The organism is Mycobacterium sp. DL592, from assembly GCF_011694515.1.
Lineage (GTDB): Bacteria > Actinomycetota > Actinomycetes > Mycobacteriales > Mycobacteriaceae > Mycobacterium.
Genome location: NZ_CP050192.1, coordinates 4,139,043 through 4,161,693, shown reverse-complemented (window position 1 = coordinate 4,161,693; position 22,651 = coordinate 4,139,043). Strand labels below are relative to the sequence as shown.

Sequence of the window (22,651 nt, the reverse complement as noted above, 5' to 3'; positions counted from 1 at the left end):
CGATTTTCGGCCTGCTCGCGGGCATTACGAGGCGAGGTGCGGCCGGCGTAGGTGACTGTCGAGGCGTTGAGCCAGCCGGGAAGGTCGTCGTCGCACGTCGTCGATGACGATGGGGACCATCGTCCATCCCAGCTCCTGAACACCGGCGAAGCGCGCCTTGTCCCGGAGCGTCTCCGCCCTGCCTGCGTGCCATTCCACGCTGTCGTACTCGGCGGCGACCCGCGCCTGAGGCCACGCGAAATCGACGCGCCAGCGTTCTCCGTTGGCGCCGTGAATCGTGTACTGCAACTCAGGAAGCGGCAGACCGTGGTCGATCATGACCAGTCGCGCTTCGCTTTCCATTGCCGACTCCGGGCGTGCGTCGGCGAACCGAAGTAGTTCACGAACCGCGGCGATTCCGCGACGCCCACGCTGATCTCGAACCGCCTGCTCGAGATCGAGCGGTGTGCACCACCGCGAGCGCAAGGCGGCATCGAGCGTTGCAAGCGCTCGGGGCCGGCTCAATTGGCGCGCCACCTCCACGGCTGTCCATGCCGGGGCGGTCGCCCGTCGGCTTGCCACCCACTGCAGAGGGGAACCCGTGCGCTGATGAACAACCAACCCCTTGCCCGATCGTGTCCGGACGCCCGGTTCGAGGATGTGAACCGCGGTGGTGTTCTCGGTGTCGAAGCCGTACAACGCTGCGGCGGTGCCCATCGATGCGACGACATTGGAGCCCGCCAGGACGTCCAATGCGGCCAGCTTGCGCAGCAGGTCGGGCTCGGTTCGCGCGTAGACGCCGTGCCACACGCGGACCAGCGCGCCCTTGGCCACCTGAACGTCGAGCTGCTGGCGGGTCATCACCGTCAGTAGTTGGGCGGTGGTGGCCAGTCCGCCGTTGCGAACGAACACGCGAGCGGCTTCGGCGATCACGTGAGAAGGATGAGCGGAGCGGGTCGATTCTCGGGTGCACCCAGGCCGTAGCCTGTGGATAGGTCCGCGAGCAGGCGCAAAATCGCATTGTCCGAGCCCTTTGCGTGCGATTTTGGGCCTGTTCGCGGCAAGGGGTGGCGCGGCAGGCGGCCGTTTTGGCTGATCGCGGCGGGTCAGGCTATTCTTGTCGGGTTCCACCGAAGACCGTCGGTCACCGAGCAATCGGTTGAAGGTCCTGGATACCCAGGCGGCCCACGCAGGAGGACGAGGCTCCACCGCAGTGTTCTGCGGTTTTTCACGCCCCGGCCGCTCTGCGTCGGGGCGTTCGTGTGTTCTGGCCTTCCGGCGGTGTAACCACCACAAGGAGGCATGTATGGCCAAGGCTGACAAAGCCACCGCGGTTGCCGACATCGCCGAACAGTTCAAGGCCGCCACGGCCACCGTCGTCACCGAGTACCGCGGTCTGACCGTGGCCAACCTGGCCGAGCTGCGTCGCTCGCTGGCCGGCAACGCCACCTACACGGTCGCCAAGAACACGCTGGTCAAGCGTGCTGCGGCGGAAGCCGGTATCGAAGGCATCGACGAACTGTTCGCCGGACCGACAGCAATCGCATTCGTCAGCGGCGAGCCCGTCGACGCCGCGAAGGCGATCAAGAAATTCGCCAAGGAGCACAAAGCCCTCGTCATCAAGGGCGGCTACATGGAGGGTCGCGCCCTGACCCTCACCGAGGTCGAGAAGATCGCTGACCTCGAGTCGCGCGAGGTGCTGCTGTCGCGCGTCGCCGGCGCTCTGAAGGCAAAGCAGTCCCAGGCCGCAGCGCTGTTCATCGCGCCCGCGTCCCAGGTCGCGCGCCTTGCTGCAGCTCTGCAAGAGAAGAAGGCCGGCGAAGAATCCGCCGCCTGAGACCAACCAACCCAACCCGATAGAGAAAAGGAACCACCATGGCAAAGCTGTCCACCGAAGAACTGCTCGACGCGTTCAAGGAACTGACCCTGCTCGAGCTCTCTGAGTTCGTGAAGGCCTTCGAGGAGACCTTTGACGTCACCGCGGCCGCTCCGGTCGCCGTTGCGGCTGCTGGTCCCGCCGCCGGCGGTGCCCCGGCCGAGGCCGCCGAGGAGCAGTCGGAGTTCGACGTCGTCCTCGAGGGCGCCGGCGACAAGAAGATCGGCGTCATCAAGGTCGTCCGCGAGATCGTTTCCGGCCTGGGCCTCAAGGAGGCCAAGGACCTCGTCGACGGCGCTCCCAAGCCGCTGCTCGAGAAGGTCACCAAGGAGGCCGCCGAGGACGCCAAGGCCAAGCTCGAGGCCGCTGGCGCCACGGTCACCGTCAAGTAGTTTCCGTAGCCACGAAAACCCCTGCGAGCCATCGTGCTCGCGGGGGTTTTTCGTTGCTCCCTGCGCAATGACTACCGGTCGATTACAGGTAGGTGCACAAACTGAGTGAGCGCTAACCTCGTGCGCTACAGTGACTCAAACCACAGGCCGTCGAGCCAGTGGAACATCGGTGTGGGCGGAAGGATCTCGCGTGGGCATTGGTATTCAGGTCGAGGGACTGACCAAGTCGTTCGGTTCTCAGCGCATCTGGGAGGACGTGACGCTGGACATCCCCGCCGGTGAGGTCAGCGTGCTGCTCGGTCCGTCCGGTACCGGTAAGTCGGTGTTCCTCAAGTCGCTGATCGGTCTGCTGCGCCCCGAGCGCGGCAAGATCATCGTCGACGGCACCGACATCATCCAGTGCTCGGCCAAAGAGCTCTACGAGATCCGCACGCTGTTCGGCGTCATGTTCCAGGACGGCGCTCTGTTCGGCTCGATGAATATCTACGACAACACCGCGTTCCCGCTTCGCGAGCATACGAAGAAGAAGGAAAGCGAGATCCGCCAGATCGTCATGGAGAAGCTCGACATGGTCGGCCTCGGCGGTGACGAGAACAAGTTCCCCGGCGAGATCTCCGGCGGTATGAAGAAGCGAGCCGGGCTGGCCCGCTCGCTGGTCCTCGATCCCCAGATCATCCTCTGCGACGAGCCAGACTCCGGTCTGGACCCGGTGCGTACCGCTTACCTGAGCCAGCTGCTCATCGACATCAACGCCCAGATCGACGCCACGATCCTGATCGTGACCCACAACATCAACATCGCGCGCACCGTGCCCGACAACATGGGCATGCTGTTCCGCAAGCACCTGGTGATGTTCGGCCCCCGCGAGGTGCTGCTGACCAGCGACGAACCCGTCGTCAAGCAGTTCCTCAACGGCCGCCGCATCGGTCCGATCGGCATGTCGGAGGAGAAGGACGAGTCGACGATGGCCGAGGAGCAGGCCCTGGCCGACGCCGGCCACCATGACGGTGGTGTCGAAGACATCGAAGGGGTGCCGCCGCAGATCCAGGCGACCCCGGGCCTGCCCGAGCGTCAGGCCGTCGGTCGTCGCCAGGCCCGTGTGCGCCAGATCCTGCACACGTTGCCCCCGGCCGCTCAGCAGGCGATCCTCGACGACCTGGAAGGCACCCACAAGCTGCCGACCCACACGTTCGTCGGCGAGCCCGCCCACGCCGCGCACGCCGACGACACCACGAGCTAAGCCCTTCGCCTACAGCTGCTACCAAAGCCAGGGGGCGGGCGGAGCCAACGATCAACCAGCTGATGTCCTCGGCGCCGGAGCACGTCGAGCCGTTGGAAGGGATGGCCCGGCTCACCGGCATTCCGGTCGCCGTACGCCCCGCCTGAACCAGGCCGCGTGACAAAAGGGCCAAACCACCGTCAGTAACCCGGTGCCTTCGATACCTTTGCCCGATCGTCACAGGGAGGGGTCGGGTGCTCAAGAACCGACGGGTCTGGTGGGGTACCGCCGCCGTCTTCGCCGGACTCGGCGCCGCACTGCTGACCGGTGCAGGCTCGGCCTCGGCCGACGTCGGGGCCAGCGGCCGCCACGCCGACACCTCCACATCGTCGGCCGCGCCGGCGCCGAACAGCACCGTCGCGGCAGCGACCGCTACGCGTCACGCGGCCCCGGCCGCCGTGGTCTCGGGTGCGCGCACCGACGCCACCACTGCCGACCTCACGCCCGCCACGCCGGCAGCGTCGAAAGCCACCGGCAGGACCGGCCGCCCGGCGCAGGTCCAGACGGGCCAGACCAGCCTGGCCACGCCCACCTCGGCCACAACGGTGGGTACCGGCAATCACAGCCTCGCCGCGGTCGTCGCCCCGTCGGCCACCAACGGTGTCACCGGGGTCAAGGTGGGCCACTCGACGCTGACCATCCCCGCCGGATCGACCTCCTACGACGCCCCGGCCGACTGGTATATGCCGACCCAGGCCGACGGCACCGTCGCGGCCAAGGGCGTCATCTGGCTGCAGCACGGCTTCCTGGCCGACAAGGCCTTCTACTCGGCACTGGCCACCACCCTGGCCCAGCAGACCAACAGCGTGGTCGTCGCACCGACGCTCTCGTCGTTCCCGTCCCTGGGTTGTCCGGGTTGCACGCTCTACGGCGTCTCGTTGCAGCAGGGTGCGGCCAGCATGTTCACCGGTGAGCGGGCCGCGCTGAACGTCAGCGCCAACGCCGCCGGATTCCAGGGCACCCTGCCCGAGGACTTCATCCTGGCCGGGCATTCCGCGGGCGGCGGCTGGTCGGTATCAGTGGGCGGCTACTACATCGACAGCCTGAAGCCCACGGACACCAACCATTTGCTCGGCGTGGTGATGTACGACGGCGTCAACATGAACGGCACCCTGCCGCAGGCCATCACCAGCCTGGACACCCGCAACACCCCGGTCTATCAGATCGCCTCTCCGGCCCAGACGTGGAACGCCTTCGGCGTCACCACCGATCAACTGCTGGCGTTGCGCCCCGGCCAGTTCGACGGCGTCGTGCTCGTCAACGGCTCGCACGTCGACTCGATGCTCGGGTCGAACCCCCTGATCGACATCTCCGCCCAGCTGGTCACCCGGTGGTCCGCCCCCGGCAACACCCAGGCCACGTACACGCTGAGCACCGGCTGGATCAACGACTTCTACGCCGGTGCCGGACCGCAGGCCCCGGTGTACGGCCTCTACGGCACCGCCGGCCAGCCGATCATCATGGGTGACGCCGCCGCCGTCGTACTGCCCACCCCGATCGCCAACTCCCTGAGCCCCCTCGAGCAGGCCATGCGGGCCTGGACCGCCGTCACACTGCCGCTGATCTTCGGTGGATCGGCTGGCACACCAGTTGCCCTCGCCCCGACGGCGCCGGTCCCCACAGACCCGGCTCCGACGCCCAACGGCGTGACAGGCGTGAAGACCGGCCACTCGACATTGACGATCCCGGTCGGGTCGAATTCCTACACGGCACCCACGGACTGGTATCTACCGACCCAGGCCGACGGCTCGGTCAACGCCACCGGCCTGATCTATCTCCAGCACGGCTTTTTGTCGCAAGCCCCGTGGTACTCCGCACTGGCAATGTCGCTTGCCCAGCAGACCAACAGCATCGTGGTGGCCCCGACGCTGCCGTCATTCCCGTCGCCGACATGCGCCGGCTGCTTCCTGTCCGGGATTCCCATGCAGCAGGGCGTCGCGTCACTGTTCCTCGGAGACCGGGCCGCACTGACCATCAGCGCCAGCCAGGCCGGCTACATCGGAACGCTGCCCGAGTCCTTCATCCTCAGCGGGCACTCCGCGGGCGGCGGCCTGGCTGCCATCTCCGGCGGCTTCTACGAGGACGCGCTGGCCGCCGGTGACGAGAACCATCTCCTCGGCGTCGTCATGTTCGACGGAGTCGCCATCGACTCCACCATGTTCGGCAATGCGCTGACCTCACTGGCCGGGATCCCGGTGTATCAGATCGCGGCGCCGCCGCAGGCCCTCAACGTCAACGGCCAGACCACCGGCGACCTGACTGCGGGCCGGCCAGGCCAATTCGTCGGGGTCGAGTTGGTAGACGGGTCACACGTCGATTCGATGCTGGGCGGCAATCCGCTTATCGACTTCTTCGCGCAGCTTGCCACCAGGCCGTCCCCGGCAGGTAACACCGCAGCGGTCTACACGCTGGCCGACGGATGGATCAACGACTTCTATACCGGCGGCGGTCCGGCCGACCCGCATTACGGCTACTACGGCGCGGCGGGCCGGCCGATCATCTTCGGTCAGGCCGCCGGCATCGTGCTGCCGACTCAACCAGCCTCCGTCGCGGTCTGACGAACTTATGACGTGTCGTGTCGGCACAACGGATTTCGTATACCGACGCCCGCTGATCTGAGTACGTTTTCGAAGTCGTCAATAGGAAGGCTGGAGTGGATGGCTGAACGTCGCGTCTTGTTGGGCACTGGTGCAGTGGTCGTCGGATTGGGCGCGGCGTTGTTGTCGGGGGCGGGCGCAGCCCACGCCGACGGCACCGACGACAGCTCAGGCAAGCCGCAGGCGTCCTCGGACTCCTCGCCGTCGAGCGGAAAAGCCACCGGAGGCAGCAAGCGCGCCGCCGAGGCGAAATCGGGAACGGCATCACCGTCGTCGGCCTCGGCCGGACGATCGTCGTCGCGGTCGAGTGTCGACAAGACAACACCCAAGCCCGCCACACCGACCACCGCGAAGGTCGATACCGGTACCGCCGACGCGGCCGACCAGGCCGCAACCCCGGCATCCGCCACCGCTGCCGCCACCACCGACGTCGCCACGACACAGGCCGCGGCAGCGCAGGACGTCCCGGTGTCCGTTACCGTCGGGACGTCGCGCCGGGCGGCAGAGGCTGCGGCCCGGCAGGCTCAGATCAACCAGATCCTCGCGTCGGCCGGCACCCTGACCGCCAGCGCCGCCGCCACTCCCGCGCCCGCGTCCGGCCTGCTCGCCACCGCAATGCTCAACCTGCTCTCGGGTCTGGGCATCGCTCCCCGCACAGCGGCTGCCACCACCGACCCCGCCGCACAGGTGACGAGCTCGGCGGTACTGCTGCCCAACGGCACCAACGGCGTCACCGGTGTCCTGATCGGCCACTCCCGGCTGGACCTCCCCGGTGCCTTCATCGGCCAGACCGTCGCCGCCGACTGGTACTTCCCGACCCAGGCCGACGGCACCGTCGCCGCCCAGGGCGTCATCTGGTTGCAGCACGGATTCGGTGCCACCAATACCTTCTATTCGGCACTGGCCCAGGATCTGGCCAAGCAGACCAACAGCATCGTGGTGGCCCCGACCCTGTCGTCGATTCCGATCACGTTCTCCGGCGGCTGCCTCACCTGCCAGGTCACCCAGGTCGACGCGGCAGCGCTGCTGGGCCCCGACCGCGCCACGCTGCTGGCCAGTGCGACGGCGGCCGGATTCACCGGCACCGCTCTGCCCGAGCGCTTCGTGCTCGCCGGGCACTCCGCCGGTGGCGGGTTCGCCACCGCGGTCGCCGACGACTACCTCGAGGGCGCCGACGCCCAGTACGACCCCACCGACCTCGTCGGCGTGGTGATGTTCGACGGTGTCTCCAATGGGGCGCTGGACGGTTCATTCGCCACCCAGGTGTCTACTCTGGCCGCCGCGAACAAGCCGGTCTACCAGATTGCCGCCCCGGCGCAGAGCTGGAATCTGTTCGGCGCCACCACCAATGTGCTCGCAGCCACCCTGCCCGGCCAGTTCGTCGGCGTGGTGTTGCAGGGCGGCTCACATGTCGACTCGATGCTCGGGGTCAACCCTCTCTTAGACCTCGTGCTGCAGCTGGTGACCAAGCCGGTGCCCGCGGGCAACACCGCAGCGGTGTACACCCTCAGCGACGGGTGGATCAACGACATGTATGCCGGGGCGACCCCGCAGGACCCGAAGTACGGCCTGTACGCGGCGTCCAATCAGCAGATCATCATGGGTCCGACCGCCGCGGTCGGGCTACCCGCCGCGGAGGCCAACCAGCTGTCGTTCGGCGACTACCTCGTCAAGGGTCTGATCGACACCGTCGGCGGACTGTTCGGCTTCCACCTGCCCCCGGCGGTCAACAGCGGCAACAACGGACTGAACCCCAACACACCCGTGGCGACTGTGGGTAACGGCGTCACCGGCGTGCGGACCGGCTCCGCCGTGCTCGACATCCCGGCCGGCACCAACGGCTACGCCGCCCCGGCCGACTGGTACTTCCCGACCCAGGCCGACGGAACCGTGCAGGCCAACGGCATCATCTGGCTGCAGCACGGCTTCCTGGGCTTCAAGGACTGGTACGGCAGTATGGCCCAGGAGCTGGCCCAGCAGACCAACAGCATCGTCGTGGTGCCGAACATCTTCTGGTTCGACAACCCGCTGTGCCCGGGCTGCTACCTCGGCGGCTCGGTGATGCAACAAGCCGTCGCGTCGATGTTCGAGGGCAGCCGCTCGGCGCTGAACATCAGCGCCAACGCCGCCGGATTCTCCGGAGTCCTGCCGGAGAAGTTCCTGCTCACCGGGCACTCTGCGGGCGGCAACTTCGCCACCGCGGTCGGCGCGCTGATCACCCAGACCGATCAGGTGGACAACCTGCTCGGCGTGGTGATGTTCGACGGCGTCTCGCGCAACCCGCTGTTCACCGACTCGCTGACCGCGCTGCAGAACGCGGGAATCCCGGACTATCAGATCGCGGCGCCGCCGCAGAGCTGGAACGCCTACGGTGTGGCCACCGAACTGATGCAGCAGTTCTACGGCGACCAGTTCTACGGCGTCCAGATCGACAACGGCTCGCACACCGACGTTATCCAGGGCAACAACCTGTTCGCCTGGCTCGGCGAGATCGCCAGCGCCATCATCGTCCGGCCGTCGCCGCCGGGAGCAAAGGATGCGGTGCGCACCTTCGCCTCCGGATGGATCAACGACATCTATGCCGGCAAGAGCCCCACGGACCCGCTCTACGGCATCTACGGCAACCCCAACAACGGCACGTACGTCCCCAACCAGCCGATCGTCATGGGCGAAGCAGGAGCAACCACGTTGCCCGCCCCGCCGCCGGTGGACGTCACCAAGTACGCCAACGGGGTGCCCTGGTACGAGCAGGGCAGTGTGAAGCTGCCGTTCGCCTGGGGGCTGGTCAACACCAAGGCGGTGTACACGCTGAACCCGGACGGCACGGTCAAGGTGCAGAACTCGGGCAACTACTTCGGTCCCAACGGGCCGCAGTCCAACATCACCGGCTCCGCGGTTTCGGTGAACCCGGCGTTCAACACGCGCCTCGACGTGGGCTTCTTCGGTAGCACGCCGAGCAGCGCCGAGCCCGGCAACTACTGGATCCTCGACTATGACCCCAACTACAAGTGGGTCATCGTCAGCGACCCGACGCGCTTCTCCGGCTACATCCTGACCCGGGATCAGACCATCCCCGCCACCGAGTACGACGACCTCGTCGCGCGGGCCCGGCAACTCGGGGTGTGGGGGCCGATCACGCCCACACAGCAGTACCCGGCGACCGTCACCGTCTGACCGATCCGGCGGAAGTTTTACACACCAAACACCGCGTTATCCCTTGACGGAAGGGCGCAAACGGGTCAGTCTGTTGACCAGCATGTGTGCATGGGTAGCTAGTCCGCCAGCCAGCGCCAGCCAACCCGGCATGCGGTTGTTGAGGAATGCGCCGTTCTGCGCTATTGTTGGACGTTGCGCTGGCTGCCTCCTGCCCACCTCAACCCGCACCTGACACCGTGGTCCACGCCTGAGCGAATATCTCCAGCTCAGTGACCTATTCGCGTGTCGCGTGCGTCGGGGACAGGCTTTGGTCCTTGAGAACGCCAGCCTGAACCGACGCAGATCTCGCGGCGAGCCGGATTTTTCCGGGCAGTCGCATTAGGTGCTGGAAGGATGCATCTTGGCAGTCTCTAGCCAGAGCAAATCAACTACTACTTCTAACTCCGTTCCCGGAGCACCGAAACGAGTTTCGTTCGCCAAGCTGCGTGAGCCTCTAGAGGTTCCCGGCCTGCTCGACGTGCAAACCGATTCCTTCAAGTGGTTGATCGGTGCGGACGAGTGGCGGCAGAAGGCGATCGCCCAGGGCGATCCCAGCCCGGTCGGCGGCCTCGAAGAGGTCCTCGCCGAGCTTTCGCCCATCGAGGACTTCTCCGGTTCGATGTCGCTGAGCTTCTCCGACCCGCGCTTTGACGAGGTCAAGGCGCCGGTGGACGAGTGCAAAGACAAGGACATGACGTACGCGGCCCCGCTGTTCGTCACGGCCGAGTTCATCAACAACAACACCGGTGAGATCAAGAGCCAGACGGTCTTCATGGGTGACTTCCCGATGATGACCGAGAAGGGCACCTTCATCATCAACGGCACCGAGCGTGTCGTGGTGAGCCAGCTGGTCCGCTCGCCGGGTGTGTACTTCGACGAGACCATCGACAAGTCCACCGAGAAGACGTTGCACAGCGTCAAGGTGATCCCCGGCCGCGGCGCGTGGCTGGAGTTCGACGTCGACAAGCGCGACACCGTCGGTGTGCGCATCGACCGCAAGCGTCGCCAGCCGGTCACCGTGCTGCTCAAGGCGCTCGGCTGGACCGCCGAGCAGATCCGGGAGCGCTTCGGCTTCTCCGAGATCATGATGTCGACGCTGGAGAAGGACAACACCGCCGGCACCGACGAGGCGCTGCTGGACATCTACCGCAAGCTGCGCCCGGGCGAGCCCCCCACCAAGGAGTCCGCGCAGACCCTGCTGGAGAACCTGTTCTTCAAGGACAAGCGCTACGACCTGGCCCGGGTGGGCCGCTACAAGGTGAACAAGAAGCTGGGCCTCAACGCCGGCCAGCCGATCACCAGCTCGACGCTGACCGAAGAGGACATCGTCGCCACCATCGAGTACCTGGTGCGTCTGCACGAGGGCCAGCCGACGATGACCGCCCCCGGCGGCGTCGAGGTTCCCGTCGAGGTCGACGACATCGACCACTTCGGCAACCGCCGTCTGCGCACCGTGGGTGAGCTGATCCAGAACCAGATCCGGGTCGGCCTGTCCCGGATGGAGCGCGTCGTCCGCGAGCGGATGACCACGCAGGACGTCGAGGCGATCACGCCGCAGACCCTGATCAACATCCGTCCCGTCGTGGCGGCGATCAAGGAGTTCTTCGGCACCAGCCAGCTGTCGCAGTTCATGGACCAGAACAACCCGCTGTCGGGTCTGACCCACAAGCGCCGTTTGTCGGCGCTGGGCCCCGGTGGTCTGTCCCGTGAGCGTGCCGGCCTCGAGGTCCGCGACGTGCACTCCAGCCACTACGGCCGGATGTGCCCGATCGAGACGCCTGAGGGCCCGAACATCGGTCTGATCGGTTCGTTGTCGGTGTACGCGCGGGTCAACCCGTTCGGCTTCATCGAGACTCCGTACCGCAAGGTCGTCGACGGTGTCGTCACCGACGAGATCCACTACCTGACCGCCGACGAGGAGGACCGCCACGTCGTGGCGCAGGCCAACTCGCCGATCGACGACAAGGGCAGCTTCACCGAGTCCCGCGTCCTGGTCCGCCGTAAGGGCGGCGAGGTCGAGAACGTGACGCCGGCCGAGGTCGACTTCATGGACGTCTCACCGCGCCAGATGGTGTCGGTCGCGACGGCGATGATCCCGTTCCTCGAGCACGACGACGCCAACCGCGCCCTGATGGGTGCCAACATGCAGCGCCAGGCGGTTCCGCTGGTGCGCTCTGAGGCACCGCTGGTCGGCACCGGCATGGAGCTGCGTGCGGCCATCGACGCCGGCGACGTGGTCGTGACCGAGAAATCCGGTGTGGTCGAAGAGGTTTCGGCCGACTACATCACCGTGATGGCCGACGACGGCACCCGGCACACCTACCGGATGCGTAAGTTCGCCCGGTCCAACCACGGCACCTGCGCCAACCAGCGTCCGATCGTGGATGCCGGGCAGCGTGTCGAGTCGGGCCAGGTCCTCGCCGACGGGCCGTGCACCGAGAACGGTGAGATGGCACTGGGCAAGAACCTGCTCGTGGCGATCATGCCGTGGGAAGGCCACAACTACGAGGACGCGATCATCCTCTCCAGCCGTCTGGTTGAGGAGGACGTGCTCACCTCGATTCACATCGAAGAGCACGAGATCGATGCCCGCGACACCAAGCTGGGCGCCGAGGAGATCACCCGGGACATCCCGAACGTCTCCGATGAGGTGCTCGCCGACCTCGACGAGCGCGGCATCATCCGCATCGGCGCCGAGGTCCGTGACGGCGACATCCTGGTCGGCAAGGTCACCCCGAAGGGCGAGACCGAGCTGACCCCCGAGGAGCGGCTGCTGCGTGCGATCTTCGGTGAGAAGGCCCGCGAAGTCCGCGACACGTCGCTCAAGGTGCCCCACGGTGAGTCCGGCAAGGTCATCGGCATCCGGGTGTTCAGCCGCGAGGATGACGACGAACTGCCCGCCGGTGTCAACGAGCTGGTCCGCGTCTACGTGGCCCAGAAGCGCAAGATCTCCGACGGTGACAAGCTCGCCGGCCGCCACGGCAACAAGGGCGTCATCGGCAAGATCCTGCCCATCGAGGACATGCCGTTCCTGCCGGACGGCACCCCAGTGGACATCATCCTGAACACCCACGGTGTGCCGCGACGGATGAACATCGGCCAGATCCTGGAAACCCACCTCGGGTGGGTGGCCAAGGCCGGCTGGAAGGTCGACGGCACACCCGAGTGGGCCGCGAACCTGCCGGACGAGCTGCGGGAGTCGCAACCGGACTCCATCGTCTCGACGCCGGTGTTCGACGGTGCCCGCGAGGAGGAGCTGCAGGGTCTGCTGGCTTCGACGCTGCCCAACCGCGACGGCGAAGTGCTCGTCGACGGTGACGGCAAGGCCGTGCTCTACGACGGCCGCAGCGGTGAGCCGTTCCCGTACCCGGTGACCGTCGGCTACATGTACATCCTCAAGCTGCACCACCTGGTGGACGACAAGATCCACGCCCGCTCGACCGGTCCGTACTCGATGATCACCCAGCAGCCGCTGGGCGGTAAGGCGCAGTTCGGTGGCCAGCGGTTCGGCGAGATGGAGTGCTGGGCCATGCAGGCCTACGGCGCGGCGTACACGCTGCAGGAGCTCTTGACCATCAAGTCCGACGACACCGTCGGCCGGGTCAAGGTCTACGAGGCGATCGTCAAGGGCGAGAACATCCCCGAGCCGGGCATTCCCGAGTCGTTCAAGGTGCTGCTCAAGGAGCTGCAGTCGCTGTGCCTCAACGTCGAGGTCCTGTCGAGTGACGGTGCCGCGATCGAGATGCGTGACGGCGATGACGAGGACCTGGAGCGCGCTGCTGCCAACCTCGGAATCAACCTGTCCCGCAATGAATCTGCCTCCGTCGAGGATCTCGCCTGATCGTGGGCGTTGCCCACGGCCTGTAGTTAGTTTTCTAGTCCCGAAAGGGGAAAGGGAGTTACGTGCTAGACGTCAACTTCTTCGATGAACTCCGGATCGGTCTTGCGACCGCGGACGACATCCGCAACTGGTCCTACGGCGAGGTCAAGAAGCCGGAGACCATCAACTACCGCACGCTCAAGCCAGAGAAGGACGGCCTGTTCTGCGAGAAGATCTTCGGACCGACTCGCGACTGGGAGTGCTACTGCGGCAAGTACAAGCGTGTCCGCTTCAAGGGCATCATCTGCGAGCGCTGCGGCGTCGAGGTCACTCGCGCCAAGGTGCGTCGTGAGCGGATGGGCCACATCGAGCTGGCCGCTCCCGTCACGCACATCTGGTACTTCAAGGGCGTCCCGTCGCGCTTGGGCTACCTGCTCGACCTGGCCCCGAAGGATCTCGAGAAGATCATCTACTTCGCGGCCTACGTGATCACCGCGGTCGACACCGAGATGCGCCACAACGAGCTCTCCACCCTCGAAGCCGAGATGGAGGTCGAGAAGAAGGCCGTCGCCGATCAGCGTGACTCCGACCTGGAGGCCCGCGCCCAGAAGCTCGAGGCCGACCTGGCCGAGCTGGAGGCCGAGGGTGCCAAGTCCGATGTGCGCCGCAAGGTGCGCGACGGCGGCGAGCGCGAGATGCGTCAGCTGCGCGACCGGGCCCAGCGTGAGCTGGATCGGCTCGACGAGATCTGGAGCACCTTCACCAAGCTGGCTCCCAAGCAGCTCATCGTCGACGAGAACCTCTACCGCGAGCTCGTCGACCGCTACGGCGAGTACTTCGAGGGCTCGATGGGCGCGGAGTCGATCCAGAAGCTCATCCAGAACTTCGACATCGACGCCGAGGCCGAGTCGCTGCGCGAGGTCATCCGCAGCGGCAAGGGCCAGAAGAAGCTGCGTGCGCTCAAGCGGCTGAAGGTCGTCGCGGCCTTCCAGCAGTCGGGCAACTCGCCCATGGGCATGGTGCTCGACGCGGTCCCGGTGATCCCGCCGGAGCTGCGCCCGATGGTCCAGCTCGACGGTGGCCGTTTCGCCACCTCGGACCTCAACGATCTGTACCGCCGCGTGATCAACCGCAACAACCGGCTCAAGCGACTGATCGACCTCGGTGCGCCCGAGATCATCGTCAACAACGAGAAGCGCATGCTTCAGGAGTCGGTGGACGCGCTGTTCGACAACGGTCGTCGTGGCCGCCCCGTCACCGGTCCTGGCAACCGTCCGCTGAAGTCGCTGAGCGATCTGCTCAAGGGCAAGCAGGGCCGGTTCCGCCAGAACCTGCTCGGCAAGCGCGTCGACTACTCGGGCCGTTCGGTCATCGTGGTCGGCCCGCAGCTCAAGCTGCACCAGTGTGGTCTGCCCAAGCTGATGGCGCTCGAGCTGTTCAAACCGTTCGTGATGAAGCGTCTGGTCGACCTGAACCACGCGCAGAACATCAAGAGCGCCAAGCGGATGGTGGAGCGTCAGCGTCCGCAGGTGTGGGACGTCCTCGAAGAGGTCATCGCCGAGCACCCGGTTCTGCTGAACCGTGCACCCACGCTGCACCGCCTGGGTATCCAGGCCTTCGAGCCGCAGCTGGTGGAGGGTAAGGCCATTCAGCTGCACCCGCTGGTCTGTGAGGCGTTCAACGCCGACTTCGACGGTGACCAGATGGCGGTGCACTTGCCGCTGAGTGCCGAGGCGCAGGCCGAGGCCCGGGTGCTGATGCTGTCGAGCAACAACATCCTGTCGCCGGCGTCGGGTAAGCCGCTCGCCATGCCGCGTCTGGACATGGTCACCGGGCTGTACTTCCTGACCACGCACATCCCCGGCAGCCTCGGTGAGTACGCGGCGGCCGGCAAGGATGCCCCGGAGTTCGGTGTGTACAGCTCGCCCTCCGAGGCCATCATGGCTCTCGACCGCGGTGTGCTCAGTGTTCGTGCGCAGATCAAGGTGCGACTGACGCAGCTGCGCCCGCCGCACGATGTCGAGAGCGAGCTGTTCGGTGAGAACGGCTGGCGCCCGGGCATGGCCTGGATCGCCGAAACCACGCTGGGCCGGGTGCTCTTCAATGAGCTTCTGCCACAGGGGTATCCGTTCGTCAACGAGCAGATGCACAAGAAAGTCCAGGCTCGGATCATCAACGATCTGGCCGAGCGCTACCCGATGATCGTCGTCGCGCAGACCGTCGACAAGCTCAAGGATGCCGGCTTCTACTGGGCCACCCGTTCGGGTGTCACCGTGTCGATGGCCGACGTCATCGTGCCGCCGGAGAAGCAGGAGATCCTCGAGCGCTACGAGGCCGAAGCCGACGGTATCGAGAAGAAGTACCAGCGCGGCGTGCTGAGCAAGCAGGAGCGCAACGACGCTCTGGTGGAGTTGTGGAAGGACGCCACCGAAGAGGTCGGTAACGCGCTGCGGGCGCACTACCCGGATGACAACCCGATCATCACGATCGTGGATTCCGGGGCGACGGGTAACTTCACCCAGACCCGCACCCTGGCCGGCATGAAGGGTCTGGTGACCAACCCGAAGGGTGAGTTCATCCCGCGCCCGATCAAGTCCTCGTTCCGTGAGGGCCTGACGGTGCTGGAGTACTTCATCAACACCCACGGCGCCCGTAAGGGTCTGGCGGACACCGCGCTTCGTACCGCTGACTCGGGTTACCTGACCCGTCGTCTGGTGGACGTGTCGCAGGACGTGATCGTGCGCGAGCATGACTGCGGTACCGAGCGTGGCATCCTCGTCGACCTCGCTGAGCGTCAGGCCGACGGCACCCTGCTGCGCGACGCGCACGTCGAGACCTCGGCGTACGCCCGCACGCTGGCCGCCGACGCGGTCGACGAGAAGGGCACGGTCATCGTCGAGGCCGGACACGACCTGGGCGACCCGGCCATCGATGCGCTGCTGGAGGCCGGCATCTCGCAGGTCAAGGTGCGTTCGGTGCTCACCTGCGCCAGCGCGTCCGGTGTGTGCGCGATGTGCTACGGCCGTTCGATGGCCACCGGCAAGCTGGTCGACATCGGTGAGGCCGTGGGCATTGTCGCCGCGCAGTCCATCGGCGAGCCCGGCACGCAGCTGACGATGCGTACCTTCCACCAGGGTGGTGTCACCGGTGGCGCCGACATCGTCGGTGGTCTGCCGCGCGTGCAGGAGCTGTTCGAGGCGCGCGTTCCGCGTAACCGCGCTCCGATCGCCGACGTCGCCGGGCGGGTTCGCCTGGAGGAGAGCGACAAGTTCTACAAGATCACCGTCGTTCCCGATGATGGGGGCGAGGAAGTCGTGTACGACAAGCTGTCCAAGCGTCAGCGTCTGCGTGTGTTCAAGCACGACGACGGGACCGAGCGGCTGCTCGCCGACGGCGACCACGTCGAGGTGGGCCAGCAGCTCATGGAGGGCTCGGCCGACCCGCACGAGGTGCTCCGCGTCGAGGGCCCGCGCAAGGTTCAGATCCACCTGGTCAAGGAAGTCCAGGAGGTCTACCGGGCCCAGGGTGTGTCGATCCACGACAAGCACATCGAGGTCATCGTCCGGCAGATGCTGCGGCGCGTCACGATCATCGATTCGGGCGCAACGGAGTTCCTGCCCGGCTCGCTGACCGAGCGCGGCGAGTTCGAGGCCGAGAACCGTCGGGTGGTTGCCGAGGGCGCTGAGCCCGCGGCCGGCCGTCCGGTGCTGATGGGTATCACCAAGGCGTCGCTGGCCACCGACTCGTGGCTGTCGGCGGCGTCGTTCCAGGAGACCACTCGCGTGCTGACTGATGCGGCGATCAACTGCCGCAGCGACAAGCTGCAGGGTCTGAAGGAGAACGTGATCATCGGCAAGCTGATCCCGGCCGGTACCGGTATCAACCGCTACCGCAATATCCAGGTGCAGCCCACCGAGGAGGCCCGGGCCGCGGCGTACACGATCCCGTCCTACGAGGATCAGTACTACAGCCCGGACTTCGGTCAGGCCACCGGCGCTGCGGTGCCGCTGGACGACTACGGGTACAGCGACTACCGCTAGTCACTAAAGAGTAGGCCCCTGGGATACGTCCCAGGGGCCTACTCTTTGTGCCGGCGATGAGTTCAGGGCTGAACTCCAGTCGATACCGTTGATGTCGATTCAATGGAGGAACGCGTGACCCAATTGCTCAGAGTGCAGAACTTCACCGTCTCGGGGGATGGCTTCGGCGCCGGCCTCAACCAGAGCCTCGAGCGCCCGTTCGGGCATGCTGACCCCGGTGTGATGTTCACCTGGGCCGGTGCCACCGCGAGCTGGCCTAACCGCAGCGAGCCGGGCGGTAGCCGGGGCATCGACGACTACTTCACTCGGGATTTCAGCCACAACATCGGCGCCGAGATCATGGGTCGCAACAAGTTCGGGCCCCAGCGCGGCCGGTGGCAGGACCACGATTGGCAGGGCTGGTGGGGTCAGGAGCCGCCGTTTCACACACCCGTGTTTGTTCTGACCCACCACGAGCGGCCGTCTTTCACGTTGTCGGATACGACGTTCCACTTCGTCTCGGGTGATCCGGCGACGGTGCTCGAGCAGGCCAGGCAGGCAGCTGGTGGCAAGGACGTCCGCCTCGGTGGCGGCGTCTCGACCGTCAAGGAGTTCCTCGACGCAGGTCTGGTGGACACCCTGCATGTCGCCGTCGCCCCGGCCGTGCACATCGGCGCCGGAGAGCGGTTGTGGGAATCCCCGGACGAACTCGATGACCGCTTTCATCACGACGTGGTGCCGAGTCCGATCGGCGTGATCCATCACCTGTTTTGGCGAGACTGAGCCAGACGGCTGGGAACACGCCCGTTCGCGGCGATGGACCGTTCGGTGGGGGAGGCGTCCGCGTCGGTACCGGCCTAGAGTGGCAGGCGTGCTCATCGGTTCCCACGTCCGCTCCGACAACCCGTTGGCGGGTGCGCTGCACGACGATGCCGACGCGGTGCAGTTCTTTCTGGGTGACCCGCAGAGCTGGAAGAAGCCCAAGCCCCGCGAGGATGCCGACGCGCTGCGCCGCTCGCCGATCCCGCTCTACGTGCACGCGCCGTATCTGATCAACGTCGCCTCGGCCAACAACCGGGTGCGTATCCCGTCGCGCAAGATCCTGCAGGACACCTGCGACGCCGCCACCGAGATCGGCGCGACGGCGGTGATCGTGCACGGCGGCCATGCTGACGACAACGACATGGAGGCCGGTTTCGAGCGCTGGGTCAAAGCTTTGGCGCAGCTGGAGACCGAGGTGCCGGTGTACCTGGAGAACACCGCGGGCGGTGACCACGCGATGGCCCGGCATTTCGACACCATCGGCAGGCTGTGGGAGCGCATCGGCGACACCGGCATCGGTTTCTGCCTGGACACCTGCCACGCGTGGGCGGCCGGCGAGGAGCTGATCGACGCCGTCGAGCGCATCAAGTCGATCACCGGCCGCATCGATCTGGTGCACTGCAACGACTCCCGCGACGCCAAAGGTTCCGGTGCTGACCGCCACGCGAATTTTGGTGCCGGACAAATTGATCCGCAACTGTTGGTCGCGGTGGTCACCGCTGCCGGTGCACCCGTGATCTGTGAGACGGCCGACGAGGGCCGCAAGAACGACATCGCCTTCCTCCGCGACAACGTCTCAGGCTGACGCGTGCGGACCCGAGTCGTCGCGCTACTAGGGGTCCTATTACTGATCGCAGCCTGCGCGCCGTCCGGATCCGCTGCGCCGGCCCCGTTCACCGCGGGTGCGACGGCGCACACGATCACCGTCGGTGGCGTCGACCGGAGCTACCGGCTCTATCTGCCCGCTGGGCTGCCACCGGCCGCGCCGCTGGTCGTCATGCTGCACGGTGGGTTCGGTAGCGCCGCGCAGGCGGAGCGGTCCTACGGCTGGAATGACTTGGCCGACTCGGCGAAATTCGTCGTCGCCTATCCCGACGGACTCGGGCGGGCCTGGAATTCCGGTGGCGACTGTTGCGGACGCTCCAGCCGCGACGACGTCGACGACGTCGCCTTCATCACCGCGGCGGTACGCGACATCGCCGGCAACATCGGTATCGACCCGACCCGGATCTACGCCACCGGCATCAGCAACGGCGGCATGATGGCGTACAAACTCGCTTGCACCACAGCGGTTTTCGCCGCCATCGGCCCGGACTCGGCGACCCAGCTCGACAGCTGCCCGTCGCCGTCGCCGACGTCGGTTGTGCACATCCACGGCACGGCCGATCCGATGATCCGCTACGGCGGCCAACCCGGCGAGGGCTTCGCCCACATCGACGGTCCGGCGGTGCCGGAAGTCAACGCTTTCTGGCGTGACGTCGACCGGTGCGCGCCACCGGTGACGGCGGTCAACGGGGCGCTGACGACGTCGGTCGCCGACTGCCCGAGCGGGCGAAGCGTCGAGCTGGTCACGGTGGCCGGCGGCGGGCACGAGTGGCCGGCTTTCGCGACGCAGACGATCTGGGATTTCTTCGCCGCGCACCCGCGCTAGCCGGTCAGGTACACCTTGCGCAGCGTCTCGGTGACCGTCCACACCGTGCGGGCGCCTTCGGCCAGCCGGACCACGTCACCGGGGCCCAGCGTCAACGGGGGAGTGCCGTCGTCGAATTCGACGGTCGCCGCCCCGGACAGCACGACGAACACCTCGTCGGCCTCGACGTCGCTCATGACTCCGGGCGTCATCTCCCACACTCCGACTTCGAGGCCGCCGAAGCGCCCGAGTTCGGCGACGCCGGTGTGCGGGGTACCGGCCAGCGCTTGCTCGGCCGGCACCGGCTGGTGCTCGAGCCACTGGGTGGACGCGTGGACGGCGGTGTTCGGCTGCACGGCTAGCAGCATGCCATATTACGTATCTTGTGCAGTTGTCCAGAAAGTGTAACAGTGGAGGTATGTCGGACACCCACGTCGTCACCAATCAAGTCCCGCCGCTGGTCGATCACAATCCGGCGAGTTCGCCGGTGCTGATCGAGGCGCTGATCCGCGAAGGCGGCCAATGGGGCCTCGACGAGGTCACCGAACTCGGGGCGCTCTCGGGCAGCGCCACGGCCCAACGCTGGGGTGACCTGGCCGACTGGAACCGGCCGGTGCTGCACACCCATGACCGGTACGGCCACCGCGTCGATGAGATCGAGTACGACCCCGCCTACCACGAACTGATGCGCACGGCGATCGCGCACGGACTGCATGCCGCCCCGTGGGCCGACCCGCGTCCCGGCGCCCACGTGGTCCGCGCCGCGAAGATGTCGGTGTGGACGCCCGAACCCGGTCATGTGTGTCCCATCTCGATGACCTATGCCGTGGTTCCGGCGCTGCGCCACAACGCCGAGCTGGCCAAGGTCTACGAGCCGCTGCTCACCAGCCGCGAATACGACCCGGAGCTGACGGTGCCCACGTCCAAGGCAGGGATCACCGCCGGGATGTCGATGACCGAGAAACAGGGCGGCTCCGACGTTCGGGCCGGCACCACCCAGGCGGTGGCCGCCGGGGACGGCAGCTACCGGATCACCGGGCACAAGTGGTTCACCTCGGCAGCGATGAGCGACATCTTCCTGGTGCTCGCCCAGGCACCGGGTGGGCTGAGCTGTTTCATGCTGCCCCGGGTTCTGCCCGACGGCACCCGCAACCGGATGTTCATCCAGCGGCTCAAGAACAAACTGGGCAACCACGCCAACGCCTCCAGCGAGGTCGAGTACGACGGCGCACACGCCTGGCTGGTCGGCGAGGAGGGCCGCGGCGTGCCGACGATCATCGAGATGGTCAACCTCACTCGGCTGGACTGCACGCTGGGCAGCGCCACCTCCATGCGCAGCGGCCTGACCCGGGCCATTCACCACGCCCAGCATCGAAAGGCGTTCGGCGCCTACCTGATCGATCAACCCCTGATGCGAAATGTGCTGGCCGATCTGGCCGTCGAGGCCGAGGCCGCCACCATCGTGGCGATGCGGATGGCCGGTGCCACCGACGGCGCGGTCCGCGGCGACGAACGCGAGACGCTGCTGCGCCGCATCGGCCTGGCGGCATCCAAGTACTGGGTATGCAAGCGTGCTACCCCGCACGCCGGTGAGGCGATGGAATGCCTGGGCGGCAACGGGTACGCCGAGGACTCCGGCATGCCGCGGCTCTACCGCGAGGCGCCGCTGATGGGTATCTGGGAGGGCTCAGGAAACGTCAGCGCGCTGGACACGTTGCGCGCCATGGCAACCCGGCCGGAGTGCGTGGCGGTGCTCTTCGACGAACTCGGCACCACCGCTGGGCAGGATGCCCGACTCGACGTTCACGTCGCGACGCTGCGGGCGGAGCTGGAAGACACCGACGCTGTGGAGTACCGGGCCCGCAAGGTCGCCGAGGACATCTGTCTGGCACTGCAGGGTTCGCTGCTGGTACGCCACGGCCACCCCGCGGTCGCCGAGGCGTTCCTGGCCACCCGGATGGGCGGCAACTGGGGCGGCGCGTTCGGCACCCTGCCCACCGGGCTGGACCTCGCCCCGATCCTCGAGCGCTGCCTGGTGAAGGGATGACGTCCGCGCCTCGAGTGTGCGATCTGATCCGCTTCGGGCGGCGCGTTGCGGATGAATCCGCACAGTGGACGGGGAGGTCGGCGTGACCGACGACCTGAAGACGATGACCTACGAGGTCACCGACAGGGTCGCCCGAATCACTTTCAACCGCCCCGAAAAAGGCAACGCGATCGTCGCCGACACTCCACTGGAGCTGGCTGCCCTGGTCGAGCGGGCCGATCTGGATCCGAAGGTCCACGTGATCCTGGTGTCCGGCCGCGGCGACGGCTTCTGCGCGGGCTTCGATCTGAGCGCCTACGCCGACGGCACCGGGTCGGCGGGTGGCTGCGACCGCGCAGGTACCGTGCTCGACGGTAAGGCCCAAGCCGTCAACCACCTGCCGAACCGGCCGTGGGATCCGATGGTCGACTACCAGATGATGAGCCGCTTCGTGCGCGGCTTTGCCAGCCTGATGCACGCCGACAAACCCACGGTGGTCAAGATCCACGGCTACTGCGTGGCCGGCGGCACCGACATCGCCTTGCACGCCGACCAGGTGATCGCCGCGGCCGACGCGAAGATCGGCTACCCCCCGACGCGGGTGTGGGGAGTGCCTGCGGCGGGGCTGTGGGCGCACCGGCTGGGCGATCAGCGCGCCAAACGCCTTCTGCTGACTGGAGATTGCATCACCGGTGCGCAAGCCGCCGAATGGGGGCTCGCCGTGGAGGCGCCGGATCCGGCCGATCTCGACGAGCGCACCGAACGTCTCGTCGAGCGAATCGCCGCGGTTCCGGTCAACCAGCTGATCATGGTCAAGCTCGCGATGAACACCGCGCTGTACCAGCAGGGCGTGGCGACCAGCCGGATGGTCAGCACCGTCTTCGACGGCATCGCCCGCCACACCCCCGAGGGCCATGCATTCGTCGCCGACGCCCGCGAACACGGCTTCCGTGACGCGGTGCGCCACCGCGACGAGCCGTTCGGCGACCACGGCCGCCGGACATCCGGGGTGTGAC

The 22,651-nt window shown here is 66.8% G+C and carries 14 protein-coding genes; 12 read left to right on the top strand and 2 right to left on the bottom strand.

Translation table 11 applies throughout. From position 1 onward, the window contains the following. Positions 1-24: 24 nt before the first annotated feature. Entirely contained in the window at positions 25-912 is an 888-nt protein-coding gene (locus HBE64_RS20020) for a hypothetical protein (protein ID WP_167106136.1), read from the bottom strand. A gap of 373 nt (positions 913-1,285) precedes the next feature. Here HBE64_RS20020 and rplJ point away from each other — a divergent pair, with 373 nt between their 5' ends. From rplJ to HBE64_RS19970, 10 genes are all read left to right on the top strand, one after another. Beyond that, complete coding sequence (rplJ, locus tag HBE64_RS20015; RefSeq protein ID WP_167106133.1) at positions 1,286-1,816, top strand: 50S ribosomal protein L10; 531 nt, start codon at positions 1,286-1,288, stop codon at positions 1,814-1,816. Between the two features lie 38 nt (positions 1,817-1,854). After that, a complete protein-coding gene (rplL, locus tag HBE64_RS20010) occupies positions 1,855-2,247 on the top strand; it encodes a 50S ribosomal protein L7/L12 (RefSeq protein ID WP_167106130.1) in 393 nt (130 codons plus the stop codon). A 190-nt stretch (positions 2,248-2,437) separates the two neighbouring features. After that, a complete protein-coding gene (locus HBE64_RS20005; protein WP_208300510.1) occupies positions 2,438-3,487 on the top strand; it encodes an ABC transporter ATP-binding protein in 1,050 nt (349 codons plus the stop codon). A 233-nt stretch (positions 3,488-3,720) separates the two neighbouring features. After that, positions 3,721-6,084: a hypothetical protein gene (locus HBE64_RS20000; RefSeq protein ID WP_167106124.1), complete on the top strand. Its 2,364-nt coding sequence runs from the start codon at positions 3,721-3,723 to the stop codon at positions 6,082-6,084. Between the two features lie 99 nt (positions 6,085-6,183). Further along, positions 6,184-9,297, top strand: coding sequence for a lipocalin family protein (locus HBE64_RS19995; protein ID WP_167106121.1), 3,114 nt, complete (start codon positions 6,184-6,186; stop codon positions 9,295-9,297). A 364-nt stretch (positions 9,298-9,661) separates the two neighbouring features. After that, entirely contained in the window at positions 9,662-13,159 is a 3,498-nt protein-coding gene (locus HBE64_RS19990) for a DNA-directed RNA polymerase subunit beta (RefSeq protein ID WP_208300509.1), read from the top strand. A gap of 62 nt (positions 13,160-13,221) precedes the next feature. Then, on the top strand, positions 13,222-17,178 hold the full coding sequence (locus tag HBE64_RS19985) for a DNA-directed RNA polymerase subunit beta' (RefSeq protein WP_167106115.1): 3,957 nt from the start codon (positions 13,222-13,224) through the stop codon (positions 17,176-17,178). Positions 17,179-17,292: 114 nt separating this feature from the next. Next, positions 17,293-17,940, top strand: coding sequence for a dihydrofolate reductase family protein (locus tag HBE64_RS19980; protein ID WP_167106112.1), 648 nt, complete (start codon positions 17,293-17,295; stop codon positions 17,938-17,940). An 88-nt stretch (positions 17,941-18,028) separates the two neighbouring features. Further along, positions 18,029-18,784 carry a deoxyribonuclease IV gene (locus HBE64_RS19975; protein ID WP_167106108.1) on the top strand — a complete coding sequence of 252 codons (756 nt, stop codon included), beginning with the start codon at positions 18,029-18,031 and terminating at the stop codon, positions 18,782-18,784. A gap of 3 nt (positions 18,785-18,787) precedes the next feature. Continuing rightward, positions 18,788-19,630 carry a PHB depolymerase family esterase gene (locus HBE64_RS19970; protein ID WP_167106105.1) on the top strand — a complete coding sequence of 281 codons (843 nt, stop codon included), beginning with the start codon at positions 18,788-18,790 and terminating at the stop codon, positions 19,628-19,630. On the opposite strand, the gene HBE64_RS19965 is transcribed toward HBE64_RS19970, so the two are convergent. Next, complete coding sequence (locus tag HBE64_RS19965) at positions 19,627-19,977, bottom strand: cupin domain-containing protein (protein WP_167106102.1); 351 nt, start codon at positions 19,975-19,977, stop codon at positions 19,627-19,629. The two genes, HBE64_RS19970 and HBE64_RS19965, sit on opposite strands and share 4 nt — an antisense overlap. A 50-nt stretch (positions 19,978-20,027) precedes the next feature. Between HBE64_RS19965 and HBE64_RS19960 the strand changes: the two genes are divergently transcribed. Beyond that, a complete protein-coding gene (locus HBE64_RS19960) occupies positions 20,028-21,656 on the top strand; it encodes an acyl-CoA dehydrogenase family protein (RefSeq protein ID WP_167106099.1) in 1,629 nt (542 codons plus the stop codon). A 103-nt stretch (positions 21,657-21,759) separates the two neighbouring features. Then, positions 21,760-22,650, top strand: a complete 891-nt coding sequence (locus tag HBE64_RS19955) for a crotonase/enoyl-CoA hydratase family protein (protein WP_243841698.1) — start codon at positions 21,760-21,762, stop codon at positions 22,648-22,650. Position 22,651 lies beyond the last annotated feature (1 nt).

Coding starts and splice junctions, on each gene's coding strand:
- rplJ (WP_167106133.1), top strand. CDS start 1,286: ATGGCCAAGGCTGACAAAGCCACCGCGGTTGCCGACATCGCCGAACAG.
- rplL (WP_167106130.1), top strand. CDS start 1,855: ATGGCAAAGCTGTCCACCGAAGAACTGCTCGACGCGTTCAAGGAACTG.
- HBE64_RS19995 (WP_167106121.1), top strand. CDS start 6,184: ATGGCTGAACGTCGCGTCTTGTTGGGCACTGGTGCAGTGGTCGTCGGA.
- HBE64_RS19965 (WP_167106102.1), bottom strand. CDS start 19,977: ATGCTGCTAGCCGTGCAGCCGAACACCGCCGTCCACGCGTCCACCCAG.
- HBE64_RS19960 (WP_167106099.1), top strand. CDS start 20,028: ATGTCGGACACCCACGTCGTCACCAATCAAGTCCCGCCGCTGGTCGAT.
- HBE64_RS19955 (WP_243841698.1), top strand. CDS start 21,760: ATGACCTACGAGGTCACCGACAGGGTCGCCCGAATCACTTTCAACCGC.